The following is a 12,813-nucleotide window of genomic DNA, read 5'->3' on the forward strand; positions in this document are numbered from 1 at the left end:
CCTGCGCGGGGCAGGTGCGGGCCCCGTCGGTCATCGTCCTCAGTGGCGCTTCTTGGCCGCCTTGGCGGCCGCACGGCGGGCCTCACGGTTCGCGCCGCCGCTCTCGCTGCCGGCGCCGTCGCCCTGCGGGTCGCCGTCGAGCGCGGACGCCGTGTACGTGAGGTTCGTCGGCCGCTCCGGGGGCTCGAGGCCGAGCAGGTCCGGCGCGGCGGCCGGCGCAGCGGCGGGGGCCGGCTCCGCCCGGTCCGTCGGCGCAGCTGCCGGGGCGGCGGAGCCGCCGCCTGCCGGCGCCGCGCCGGGTGCGAGCACCGGGCGGCCGGTGGGCTGACCCGGCGCCGACGTCGCGGTCGCCGCGGCCGACGTCGCGGTGACGACGGGTCCACCCTCGCCGGTCGCCTCCTGACGCTTGACCTCAAGGTTGAACAGGTACTGGACGGACTCCTCCTTGATGGCCTCGTTCATGGCCTGGAAGAGCTGGAACCCCTCGCGCTGGTACTCCACGAGCGGGTCGCGCTGGGCCATGGCCCGCAGCCCGATTCCCTCCTTGAGGTAGTCCATCTCGTAGAGGTGCTCGCGCCACTTGCGGTCGAGGACGGACAGCACGACGCGCCGCTCGAGCTGGCGCATGACCTCCTCGCCGAGCTCGGCCTCGCGTGCCTCGTAGGCGAGGTGGATGTCGGAGCGCAGCTCCTCCACCAGCATCTCGGGGGTGACGCGGGTGGCGTTGCCCGCCTCCTCGACGACCTCCTCAGGAGTGATCGAGACCGGGTAGACGTTCTTCAGCTCCGTCCACAGCGCGTCCAGGTCCCAGCTCTCCGGGTTCCCACCGGCGGTGTGCTCCTCGACCAGCCCGGTGACGACGTCGTCGAGGAAGCCCACGACCTGGTCCTCGAGGTCCTCACCGTGCAGGACGCGCCGGCGCTCCTCGTAGACGACCTCGCGCTGGCGGGACATCACGTCGTCGTACTTGAGGACGTTCTTGCGGATCTCGAAGTTGCGCGCCTCGATCTGGCCCTGCGCCGACGCGATGCCCTTGGAGACGAACTTGTGCTCGAGCGGCATGTCGTCGGGGTAGGAGGCGCCGTCCATGACCCGCATGGCCAGCCCGGAGTTGAACAGGCGCATGAGGTCGTCCTCGAGGGAGAGGTAGAACCGCGACTCGCCGGGGTCGCCCTGCCGGCCCGACCGACCGCGCAGCTGGTTGTCGATCCGCCGCGACTCGTGCCGCTCGGTCCCCAGGACGTAGAGGCCGCCCAGCGCGACCACCTCGTCGTGCTCGGCGGCGACGGCCTTCTTGGCCGCCTCCAGCGCCTCGGGCCAGGCCGCCTCGTACTCCTCCGGCGTCTCGGCCGGGTCGAGCCCCTTGGCCTTGAGCGCCTGGACGGCGATGAACTCCGCGTTGCCGCCGAGCATGATGTCCGTGCCTCGGCCGGCCATGTTGGTGGCGACCGTGACCGCGCCCTTGCGTCCGGCCATCGCGACGACGGCGGCCTCACGGGCGTGCTGCTTGGCGTTGAGGACCTCGTGGCCGATGCCGCGCTCCTTGAGCTGGGCGGAGAGGATCTCGGACTTCTCCACGCTCGTCGTGCCGAGGAGCACCGGCTGGCCCTTGGCGTGACGCTCGGCGACGTCCTCGACGATGGCGGTGTACTTCTGGGTGACGCCCTTGTAGACCAGGTCGGACTGGTCCTTGCGCACCATCGGCCGGTTGGTCGGGATGGGCACCACGCCGATCTTGTAGGTGCTGGAGAACTCCGCAGCCTCGGTCTCCGCGGTACCGGTCATGCCCGAGAGCTTGCCGTAGAGGCGGAAGTAGTTCTGCAGGGTGATCGTGGCGAGCGTCTGGTTCTCGGCCTTGATGACCACGCCCTCCTTCGCCTCGATGGCCTGGTGCATGCCCTCGTTGTAGCGGCGGCCCGCCAGGACGCGGCCGGTGTGCTCGTCGACGATGAGGACCTCACCACGGTCGACGATGTAGTCCTTGTCCCGCTTGAACAGCTCCTGGGCCTTGATGGCGTTGTTGAGGAAGCCGATGAGGGGGGTGTTGAGGGACTCGTAGAGGTTCTCGATGCCGAGGTAGTCCTCGACCTTCTCGATCCCCGGCTCCAGCACACCGACGGTGCGCTTCTTCTCGTCGACCTCGTAGTCCTTCTCCCGCTCGAGCCGCCGCACGAGGCGGGCGAACTCGGCATACCACTTGTTCGCGTCCCCGGAGGCCGGCCCGGAGATGATGAGCGGCGTCCTGGCCTCGTCGATGAGGATGGAGTCGACCTCGTCGACGATGGCGAAGTTGTGGCCGCGCTGGACGAGCTCGGCGGTCGACCAGGCCATGTTGTCGCGCAGGTAGTCGAAGCCGAACTCGTTGTTCGTGCCGTAGGTGATGTCGGCGGCGTACTCCTCGCGCCGCTGGTCCGGGGTCTGCCCGGACAGGATCGTGCCGGTGCTCATCCCCAGGAAGCGGTGCACACGGCCCATGAGCTCGCTCTGGTAGCCGGCGAGGTAGTCGTTGACGGTGACGACGTGCACGCCCTTGCCCGTCAGGGCGTTGAGGTAGCTGGGCAGGGTCGCGACGAGCGTCTTGCCCTCACCGGTCTTCATCTCGGCGATGTTGCCCAGGTGCAGGGCGGCACCGCCCATGATCTGCACCCGGTAGTGACGCTGGCCCAGCGTGCGGCTCGCGGCCTCGCGCACCGTCGCGAAGGCCTCGGGGAGCAGCTCGTCGAGGGTCTCGCCCGCAGCCAGACGCTCCTTGAACTTGTCGGTCTCCTCGCGCAGCTCCGCGTCGGTGAGGGCGGCGAAGGACTCCTCCAGGGCGTCCACCTGGTCGGCGATGGCGGTCAGCTTCTTGAGGACACGGCCCTCGCCGGCTCGAAGGATCTTGTCGAGGATCGTCGGCACGCGCGAGCTCCCGGTGAGTGTTCCAGGCGCCGGCCGGACGGCACGGCGCGGGCGGCCCCGGCGGGCGCGCCCGTCCCCATCGTAGGCGTAGCGCCGCCCCGGGCGACCGCGGGTCAGCCGCGGGCGAACCGGACACGCCCCGCCGGTGCGGGCGACGAGGTGCTCCGGCCCGTCCGCGGACCGCGTGACAGGTCCGGTGGCGCGCCCGGGCACCTACTCGGGACCGGCTGCGGCGGGGCTCCGGGCGAGGTGTCCGGCGTCGCGCGCGAGGTGTCCGGCGTCGCGGGCGAGGTGTCCGGCGTCGCGCGCGAGGTGTCCGGCGTCACGGGCGAGGTGTCCCGCGAGGTCGCGGGCGAGGCTGCCGCCTGCGTCGCCGTCGACCACGACGAGTCCCAGCCCCAGCCACCGCGCCGTGACGGCGAGCTCTGCGGCCAGCTCACGCACGACCTCCGCGGCGCCCGGCCACACCCCCGCACCGCCGGCCGGCAGGCCCGGCACCCCGGCCGGATCCTCCGCGTGCGCGGCCCGCACCCGCAGGACGCCCGCGGCACGGTCCGCCTTGAGGTCCACCCGAGCCACCAGGTGCTCACCGAGGAGGAACGGCAGGACGTAGTAGCCGTGCGTGCGCTGCGCCACCGGGGTGTAGATGCCGATCCGGTAGTGCATCCCCCAGATCTCGTGCAGACGCCGGCGCTCGAACACCAGGGGGTCGAACGGCGCGAGCAGGGCCCGGGCACGGGTGCTCCGGGGCAGCCTCGCCGCGGTCTGCAGGAACGCCGGACGGGACCACCCGGCCACGCGGACCTCCTCGAGCGTGCCGTCGGCCACGAGCGTCGCCACGGCCCGGGCGGTGGGGGCCACGGGGAGGCGGAAGTAGTCCGCGAGGCCCCGCAGCGTGGCGACGCCGTGCGCGGCGGCGGCGATCGCCACGAGCTCGCGGACGGCGTCGGCCTCCGCCGGGACGGGACGCGCGAGCACCTCGGCGGGCAGCACCCGCTCGGTGAGGTCGTACGCGCGCTCGAACTGGGGCGTGCGATGAGCGGTGGCGATCTCCCCGATGTTGAACAGGTGCTCCAGGGCGTGCTTGGCCGGCGTCCAGTGCCAGCCCCACCCCTCCCGAGGGCCCCGTCGGTGGCCGAGCAGGTCGTGGACCTGGGTGGCGGTGACGGGCCCGTGCTCGGCGACCAGGCCACGGACGGCGTCGACGACGCCCGGGTGGTGGGCGAGCTCACGACCCCAGTGGTTGCGTTCCCGGTGGCGCTCCATCCGCCACCGGAGCAGCTGGTAGGTGGCGGGCGGGACGTAGGACGCCTCGTGCGCCCAGTACTCCACCAGCCGCCTCGGCCGGCGCCCGGCGAGACGGTCGAGCAGGCCGACGTCGTAGGGGCCCAGCCGGGAGAAGACCGGCAGGAGGTGGGCGCGGGCGAGGACGTTGACGGAGTCGATCTGCAGCAGCCCGATCCGCTCGACGAGCCTCGTCACGTGCCCGACGCCGACCGGTCCCACCGGCCGGGCCCGGTCGAGCCGCTGAGCCGCGACGGCGACCCGCCGCGCCTGGCCGGGAGTGAGCACGCGTGACGGCGTCGTTCCGGTCATCTCCCCATCCTGCCGCCAACCACCGACACCGGCGCCCCTACGACGACGTCGAGGGTGTGCGTCAGGTTTGTGGTGTCGGGCTCGTGGTCGTGGGCCAGAGGAGGTCGTCGCGTCTGGATTGGTGGAGGGTGCGGAGGGCGAGGACGGGGTCGAGGCCGTGGATGGTCCAGTGCATGCCGGCTCGTTTTGCGCGTTGTTTGACGATGGTGTTGCAGGCGGCCTCGACGGGTCCGGAGCCGATGTAGTAGCCGTTGGCGCGGAAATCGGCGTACTGCATGCGGTGGTGATTGGTGGTGAAGTAGGCGACCTCGGTGGCGGCGGGGCGGGCCAGGTCGGGGGCGTGGTCGGATAGGTCGAGGCGGTCGACGGCGGCGGCGATCGCGGCGGTGTGGCCCAGGTCGAGCTGGTCGACGAGGTCGGCCTCGAACGCGCCGGGGTCGTCCAGGACGAGGGTGAGGAGCTTGGTCAGGTCGGCGAGGTGCTCGCGGGCGTGGAAGTAGTCCACGATCTGGGTCGCGTGGGTGAAGTGGGTATCGGCGATGTTCCAGATCCATTTGGCGCCGTCGCCCAGGACGATGGGTTGGCGGATGTGGTCGAAGCCGCGCCGGTGGTACTCGGCCTTGGCGTGGGTGGCGAAGGTGGCGGCGGGTTCGAAGGTGGAGATGTAGGTCGCGGAGTCGGGGTCCTGCACGGGCTCGCCGGTGGCCGGGTCGCGGCCGGACTGGGTGAAGAAGCAGCCGATCTTGACCTCCCGCGTCCCGGCTCTGCCGCCATCCTTGCCGGGCCGGCCGGTGGTCTCGCTGGGCAGCATGGGGGCGCCGGTGCCGTCCAGCACGATGTAGCACACGTCCGGGCCCTCACCCGGTGCGGGCGCGGGCGTGGCGGTGGCTCTGGCCGCGGTGGTGTGCTCGGCGCCGATCAGGACCCGGGCCCGTCGTCCCTGGGCCCGGGTGGTCCGGGCCAGGGTCGAGGTCGAGGCCAGGTCCAGGCCCGTCACGGTGGCGATGAACTGTCTGGACTTCTCGTACGGCATCTCGGCCCCGGCCAGCGCGCAAGCCCGGGACAGGCCCGGTGACAGGCTCGTGCCGGCCACGTCCAGGACGAGGTCCAGGGGGGCGAACCCCTCCCGGCAGGTGGCGCAGTGGTAGTAGCCACGGCTGAGCTGCAGGGCGCCGAGCAGGGTCCGGACCGTCCGGGCGCGCCGGGTGACCAACCGCGCGCCGTGCCCCTGGCCCGGGCACGGCGCCTGGGTCGGGGTGTCCTGGCCGGCCCAGTCGATGACCCCGGCGAGCGCGGCCAGCCCGATCCGTGCCCCGGCCTGCTGGGCGGCGCGCTCGATCGCCTCCAGCACGCCCTGCTCCCCGCCGCGCAGCAGGCCGGCCGCGCCATGGACCAGCCGGCGGGCCTCGGCCGCGGCGAGCTCGCCGACCCGCTCGGCCAGGACGCTCAGCTCTTCGGGGTCGCAGAGCCCCCTTTTTTCCCGTCCGTCCCGGAAGGGGCGACGCGGCGCGAGCGAGGCCCCGGGGGCCCGACCCGGGCCCGGCACAACGCCTCGTTGATCTCCACGTAGTCCTCCACCAGCGCCGCGAACTCGGCGTAGTGGTCCAGCTCGGCGCGGACCTGGTCGATCTGGTCGACCGGGACGTACTGCCCGCGCGAACCCTCGCCCTTGACCGTACGGGTCCACAACCCGCGCGGCCCGTGGCCCTGCTCGCCCGGGCGGGCGCACCGGCACGTCGCCCGCCCGCACCTGCGGTAACCGACCTGCAACGACCCGCGCCGGAACGCCGGCACCGCGGCGATCCGGTCCAGAACCAACGAGCGCAGCTCGGCGAGCTCCCGCTCGCTCTTCCTCGAGTAGTCCTTGCCCATCACTACCCCCTGATGCTGATTATGTGACCCACAATCAGCATATGGAGCCACCAGCACAAACACCCTCAACGACACGGCCACGACTCACACCCCGACGTCGACGCACGGACGACGAGCTCGACGGGCAGCACGAGGTGGTCGACCCCGCGCGCGTCCGGGATGCCGTCGCCGTCGACCACCCGGTCGGGCCGGATGCGTGCGAGCAGGAGCCGGACCATGGCACGGCCCTGGAGGACGGTCCGCTGCCGGACGGTCGTGAGCGGCGGCGACGAGAAGGCGGCGACCTCGATGTCGTCGAACCCGACCAGGGCCACGTCGTCGGGCACGCGCCGTCCCGCGTCGTGCAGCGCCTTGAGTGCGCCCAGCGCGGTGAGGTCCGACGCCGCGAACAGGGCGTCGAGGTGCGGCGCCCTCGCGAGAAGGCGTGCCGTGGCGGCCTCGCCACCGGCCTGGCTGAAGTCACCGGGTTCGACCAGGCCGGGGTCGAACGCCGGGCCGAGCCCGTCACGGAAACCGTCGAGCCGGTCGAGCCCGGCGGTCATGTCCTGAGGTCCGGCCACCGTGCCGATCACGGTGCGCCCGAGCCCGCGCAGGTGCTCGGCCGCCATGCGGGCCCCACCGACGTTGTCGTTGTCCACGTACGGCACCGAGACACCCGGCTGCATCGGACGGCCACCGATCACCAGGGGGACGGCCGCCGCCTGGAGCGCGGGAGGCAGCGGGTCGACGCTCTCGTGCTCGGAGATCATCAGGACGCCGTCGACCGCTCCCGACGTCAGGTACCGGGAGACGCGCCGGATCTCCTCCGGGGACTGGGTCATCATGATGACCAGCTGCAGCCCCGCGGCGCCCGCCTCCATCGTGACCCCTCGGACGATGCCGCTGAAGAACGGGTCACCGAACACCCGCACGTCCGGCTCGGAGGCGACGAGGGCGATGGTGTCCGTGCGCCGGGTGACGAGGGTTCGCGCCGCGAGGTTGGGCTGGTAGCCCAGCACCCTGATGGACTCCTCGACGCGGCGCCGGAGCTCGGGCGCCACGGTGGGGACGTCGTTGACGACCCGCGAGACCGTCGCGCGAGAGACGCCGGCGTGCGCGGCCACCTGCTCGAGGCCGGCGCGACCGCTGGGGGGCATGGGCCTGATCTCCCCTCGGGGGACGTGCCGCATACGGCCGGATCACCCGAATCCTACGGGTGGACCCGGCCGGTCGACGCCGCCCTTGTGACGGAACCCACCCCCGTGCCATGCTCACTCCCGAGAGAGCGCTCTCTCACTGCCTGACCCCCCACCACTCGGCACCGTCCCGAAGCGCGCTCAGCGATGAGAGCGCTCTCACACGGACGTGGCCGCCCGTACGTCGTCGGCCCACGGGCGGGTCGCCGACGGACGGGCGCCCGGGACGACCCACCAGTCCTGGGCCGGCCGTGGGACGTCCGGCACCGCACACGAAGGACCCCATCGAGAGGACCCATGCCATGACCGCTTCGACACATCCCCCGTCACGCCTGCGGCGAGGGGCCGCGCTGGCCACCGCGGCCGCACTCTCCCTCACGGCGGTCGGCGTGGCCGGCGCCGCGGGCGCCGAGCCGCCCGTGCTCGTCGTGGAGGACTTCGAGTCCCTGCCGGCCGGCACCGACCCGGACGGCGTCCCGGTCGGGTTCACCACGTTCCAGGGCGCCGGCAGCACGGTCACGATCGACACCGCCGCGCCGCCCGCGCCCACCGACGGTGTCGACGGTCAGGCGCTCCGGATGGACGTCGACGTGACCTCCTACGCCGGTGTCGTCGACGCGTTCCCGAACGAGGCGGTGAACCGGTGGGTCCCGCAGGACTGGAGCGCCTACAAGGGCTTCACCATGTGGCTCCGCGGCCTCGGGACCGGGAACACGCTGTTCGTCGACCTGCTCGAGAACCGCAACCCGGGCTCGACGAGCGACGACGCCGAGCGGTGGTCGGTGGACGTCGTGGACGACTTCACCGGCTGGCGCGAGATCTCGATCCCCTTCGCCGAGCTCACCCGCAAGGGCGTCGGCAACAACGCGCCGGACGACGGCTTCGAGGGCACCGAGGTGCACGGGTGGGCCCTCGGCGCCCTCGGCACCGGCGGAGCGCGCACCTACTGGGTGGACAACGTCGGCGTCTACGGCGTGGCGGAGGTCCCGGACCTCGCCGTGGGCCTCGCCGCCCGGAACGTCGACGTCCCCGAGGGAACGACCGGTGAGGTCACGGTCAGGCTCAACCGGACGATGAGGGAGGAGGACCCGGACCAGGTCACGGTGGGCTACGCGGTCGAGCCGGGCACCGCGCAGGCGGGTCGGGACTACACGCCCGTCACCGGCACCCTCACCTTCACCAAGGACGGGCCGCGCGAGCTCACCTTCCCCCTCGAGACGGTCGACAACGGCAAGGACGACGGCGACCGACGCGTCATCCTGCGCCTCTCCGACCCGGTCGGCGCCGCGGCGGGCATCATGCAGGCGGCCGGCACGATCCTCGACGACGAGCCGTACGACCCCCTGCTCCTGGACGACTTCGAGCGCGCACCCGACCTGTGGGACGGCAGCGACGCCGTGACCCTGGACAACCCCGAGATCGCCTCCGCGGACCCGGACGCGGTACCCGGTCAGGGCGCGCAGGAGCGTGTCCTCGCGGCGACCGTCGGCGGGCCGGTCGGCGTCGACGTCGAGGTGGAGGGGCAGCTGTGCAACGCCGGCAACGGCGTCGTCACCGTGAGCGTGCTCAGCACCCCCGACTTCGACGCCACGAGCGTGGACCACACCACGGTCACCCTCGGGGACGCGCACGAGACGCACGTCGACCCCACGGGCCAGCCGCGGCGCCACGAGGCGGACACCGACGGCGACGGGCGGACGGACCTCGTGCTCCACGTCCGCGCCAAGGAGACCGGCCTGGCGTGCGACGACCAGGCGCTCCCCCTGGCCGGTGAGACCTTCGACGGCCGGGCGATCACGAACCTGCCCGCCCAGGAGCGCTTCGGCCGCGACTTCGCGCTGGGTCAGGACTGGTCCGAGACCGAAGGGATGTCGTTCTGGTACCGCGGGCAGGGGAGCGGCGACGAGATCGGCGTCGAGGTCCTCGACAACCGTGCCCCCGACCCGGGCCCGCAGGGGTGGGACCTCGTCTGGTCGGACGAGTTCGACGAGGCGGCCGGCACCCGACCGAACCCCGACAACTGGGGCTACGAGCTCGGTGACGGCACCGTCAACGGCATCCCCGGCTGGGGCAACAGCGAGCTGCAGTACTACACGGACAGCCCGGACAACGCCGCCACCGACGGCGAGGGCAACCTCGTCATCACCGCGCGCGAGGCGGACGGCGAGCAGTGCTACTACGGCGAGTGCGAGCACACCTCGGCGCGCCTGCTGTCCAAGCACAAGGCCGAGTTCGCGTACGGCCGCATCGAGGCCCGCATCCAGGTGCCGGACGGCGGCGCCGGCCTGTGGCCGGCCTTCTGGAGCCTCGGCACGGACATCGACCAGGTCGGCTGGCCCCAGACCGGTGAGATCGACTTCATGGAGTACGTCAGCCGCATCCCCGGCGAGGTCTTCGGCACCGTCCACGGCCCCGGCTACTCCGGCGGCGAGGCCTACGGGGACATCGTGACCGTCGAGGGCGGCGTGCCCGGGGAGTTCCGCACCACCACCGTCGTGTGGGGACCCGACCGCATCGAGTGGTACCTGGACGGCGAGCGCTACCACACGGCCACCCCGGCCGACGTGGCACCGGACGAGTGGGTGTTCAACGACCCGGTCTTCCTGCTCCTCAACATGGCGGTCGGCGGGAGCTTCGGCGGCGTCGTCGACCCGGCCACGACCTTCCCCCAGGAGATGAAGGTGGACTACGTCCGGGTCTTCCAGGGTCCGGACACGGCCGAGCGTTTCGAGGCCTCCTTCGTCGACGACTCCACGGGCTGGCGAGAGGTCTCGCTCCCCTTCACCGACTTCGAGCGCAGCGCGGACCAGCCTGCGGGTGCCCCGGACGACGGGTTCGGTCTCGACGAGGTCTGGGGCTACGGGTTCGGCGTCCCGAGCGGGTCCGGGACCGTGCTGCTCGACCAGGTGCGCCTGAGCGACACCACCGCGCCGCAGGTGAGCATCACGGACGACGTCACGGCCGAGACCGCGAACGGTGACGTGACCTTCACCTTCGCCTTCTCGGAGGACGTGGGCACCAGCTTCACCGCCTCCGACGTCGTCCTGACCGGCGGCACGAAGGGGGCGTTCACCCGGGTCGACGCGACGCACGCCACACTCGTGGCACGTCCGCCGGCCGACAGCACCGGGACCCTCGAGGTCGCGGTCGCCGCGGGGGCCTTCAGCGACCTCGCCGGCAACGCGAACACCGCCGGCGCGAGCGCCCGGCAGGCCTACGACACCCCGCCCGCCCCGTCCGGCGGCGTCGTCATCACCTTCGACGAGGAGCCGGCGCCGGGGCTGACCGGCTTCGGTGGCGCCGCCGGCGCCGTCGTCGCGGACCCGACCGACGCCGGCAACCAGGTCGCGCAGATCGTCAGGTCGGCTCCGTCGGAGCTCTGGGCGGGCGTCACGGTCTCGACCGGACCCGGGCTCACCGTCCCGGCCATCCCGTTCGACGTCGCGACCACGATGACCGCGCGGGTGTGGTCACCCGAGGCGGGCGTCCCGGTCCGCCTCAAGGTGGAGGACGCCACGGACGGCGCCGTCTCGGTCGAGACCGAGGCCACCACGACGACGGCCGGCGCCTGGGAGACCCTGACGTTCGACCTCGCCGAGCACGTGCCGGGCACCGCCGCGCTCGACCCGGCGGCGACCTACGACAAGGTCTCGGTGTTCTTCGACTTCGGGACCGCGTACTCGGCCGAGGACGCCGCCGCGACCTTCTACCTCGACGACCTGGGGTACCCGGTCGCGCCCGGGCTGGTCATCTCGTTCGACCCGGCGCCGACCTGCTCGGCTTCGGCGGTGCCGAGGACTCCACGGTCGCCACCGACCCGACCGACCCCGCCAACGAGGTGCTGCGGGTCGTGAAGAACCCGCCCGAGGTGTGGGCGGGCACGATCGTGGCGACCGAGGACGACCTGCGGGTCCCGGTGATCCCGTTCACCGACGCGGACACGACGATCACCGTGCGGGTGTGGTCGCCCGAGGCGGGCGTCCCCGTCCGCCTCAAGGTCGAGGGCACCGACCCCGCCGTCAACGTCGAGACGGAGGCCACCACCACTGTCGCCGGCGCCTGGGAGACCCTGACGTTCGACTTCACGAACGCCGTCGCGACGCCGCTGGACCCGGCCGCCGAGTACGACCGGGTGGTCATCTTCTTCGACTTCGGGACCGTGGGGTCGGGGACGACCTACTACGCGGACGACATCACCTTCCCCTAGCGGGGAGGCGTCACCGTCCCGGGAGGGGGTCGGGGCGGGCAGTGCGGTGACGTGCCGCACTGCCCGCCCCGCCCAGCCCGGCCGGCGCATCCGGCGGGGCCGACGGGTCGGAGCCGCCCGGCGCACCGTCACCGACCGCCCGCCGCGCCCGGACGGGCCCGACCGGCGGCCGGACCCCGGTGGGCTCCGCCGCGATGCCCGCCAGCCGGCCCGCGAGCGCCATGGCGTCGAACGGGGCCCGGACCTTGACGTCGTTGTCGAAGTACACGACGACGTCGCGGCCGTCGGCGTGCCACCGTCGGACCCGGTCCGCCCACCGGTCCAGCGCGGCGTCGTCGTACCCGCTGACGTAGAGCTCCTCGTCGCCGTGCAGACGGACGTAGACGAGGTCGGCGGTGACCTCCTCGAGCAGCGGCCACCGTCCGGCGGTGTCCGCGACGACGAGCGCGACACCCCGCTCGCGCAGCAGCCGGGTGAAGTCGGGGTCCCGGTAGCTCTCGTGCCGCACCTCCATGGCGTGGCGGAGCAGCCGGTCGGCCGGGGCCTCCGTCAGGGGGTCCTTCACCCGGGCGTCGTGCCCGCGGGCCAGCGCCGCCGCGGCCGCCGTCGTCGTCGGGAGCTGGTCGAGGAACCGCTCCACGCGGCCGGCGTCGAAAGGCAGCTGGGGCGGCAGCTGCCACAGGACCGGGCCCAGCTTCTCCCCCAGGGCGAGGACCCCCGAGGCGAAGAAGTTCGCCAGTGCCCCCGCCACGTCGTCGAGCTTCTTCATGTGGGTGATGAACCGGCCGCCCTTGACCGCGAAGACGAAGTCCGACGGGGTCTGCGCCGACCACGCCCGGTAGCTCGACGGCGACTGGAGGGAGTAGAACGACCCGTTGATCTCCACCGTGGACAGGCGGCTGGCGACGTGCTCCAGCTCCCGGCGCTGGGCCAGACCGGGCGGGTAGAAGGTGCCCCGCCACGGCGCGTACCGCCAGCCCGAGATGCCGACGTGGACGGTGGCCATGGCCCGACCATAGATCGGGGTGGCCGGTGCGGCGAGCGGGTGCAGTGCGACGGCCGGGA

The 12,813-nt window shown here is 72.8% G+C and carries 7 protein-coding genes and 1 pseudogene; 2 read left to right on the forward strand and 6 right to left on the reverse strand.

The genetic code is table 11. The features are described from left to right. Positions 1-39: 39 nt before the first annotated feature. The 5 genes from secA to EDD32_RS01315 form a co-directional block, all read right to left on the reverse strand. Positions 40-2,898 carry a preprotein translocase subunit SecA gene (gene secA, locus EDD32_RS01295; protein WP_123913927.1) on the reverse strand — a complete coding sequence of 953 codons (2,859 nt, stop codon included), beginning with the start codon at positions 2,896-2,898 and terminating at the stop codon, positions 40-42. A 213-nt stretch (positions 2,899-3,111) separates the two neighbouring features. Further along, positions 3,112-4,494, reverse strand: coding sequence for a winged helix-turn-helix domain-containing protein (locus EDD32_RS01300; protein ID WP_123913929.1), 1,383 nt, complete (start codon positions 4,492-4,494; stop codon positions 3,112-3,114). A gap of 61 nt (positions 4,495-4,555) precedes the next feature. Further along, entirely contained in the window at positions 4,556-6,040 is a 1,485-nt protein-coding gene (locus EDD32_RS01305; RefSeq protein WP_123913931.1) for an ISKra4 family transposase, read from the reverse strand. Further along, complete coding sequence (locus EDD32_RS01310) at positions 5,941-6,366, reverse strand: DUF6788 family protein (RefSeq protein WP_123913933.1); 426 nt, start codon at positions 6,364-6,366, stop codon at positions 5,941-5,943. Before EDD32_RS01310 ends, EDD32_RS01305 begins: the two co-directional genes overlap by 100 nt. A gap of 65 nt (positions 6,367-6,431) precedes the next feature. Then, on the reverse strand, positions 6,432-7,502 hold the full coding sequence (locus tag EDD32_RS01315) for a LacI family DNA-binding transcriptional regulator (protein ID WP_123913935.1): 1,071 nt from the start codon (positions 7,500-7,502) through the stop codon (positions 6,432-6,434). A 341-nt stretch (positions 7,503-7,843) separates the two neighbouring features. Between EDD32_RS01315 and EDD32_RS01320 the strand changes: the two genes are divergently transcribed. Together EDD32_RS01320 and EDD32_RS01325 are read left to right on the forward strand one after the other, a co-directional pair. Then, complete coding sequence (locus tag EDD32_RS01320) at positions 7,844-11,395, forward strand: carbohydrate binding domain-containing protein (protein WP_170175154.1); 3,552 nt, start codon at positions 7,844-7,846, stop codon at positions 11,393-11,395. Further along, positions 11,392-11,748 (forward strand): hypothetical protein, encoded by a 357-nt coding sequence (locus EDD32_RS01325; protein ID WP_123913939.1) that lies wholly within the window; start codon positions 11,392-11,394, stop codon positions 11,746-11,748. The genes EDD32_RS01320 and EDD32_RS01325 overlap by 4 nt, the downstream gene beginning before the upstream one ends. Positions 11,749-11,932: 184 nt before the next feature. Here EDD32_RS01325 and EDD32_RS01330 read toward each other — a convergent pair. Beyond that, positions 11,933-12,754: pseudogene (locus tag EDD32_RS01330) on the reverse strand (DUF72 domain-containing protein); the annotation flags it as partial. Positions 12,755-12,813: the final 59 nt, after the last annotated feature.

It is taken from the genome of Georgenia muralis (genome assembly GCF_003814705.1).
Classification (GTDB): Bacteria; Actinomycetota; Actinomycetes; order Actinomycetales; family Actinomycetaceae; genus Georgenia; species Georgenia muralis.

Bases quoted from the DNA above. Each gene is read 5' to 3' on its own strand.
- EDD32_RS01300 (WP_123913929.1), bottom strand. From the start codon at position 4,494: ATGACCGGAACGACGCCGTCACGCGTGCTCACTCCCGGCCAGGCGCGG.
- EDD32_RS01310 (WP_123913933.1), bottom strand. From the start codon at position 6,366: ATGGGCAAGGACTACTCGAGGAAGAGCGAGCGGGAGCTCGCCGAGCTG.
- EDD32_RS01315 (WP_123913935.1), bottom strand. From the start codon at position 7,502: ATGCCCCCCAGCGGTCGCGCCGGCCTCGAGCAGGTGGCCGCGCACGCC.
- EDD32_RS01320 (WP_170175154.1), top strand. From the start codon at position 7,844: ATGACCGCTTCGACACATCCCCCGTCACGCCTGCGGCGAGGGGCCGCG.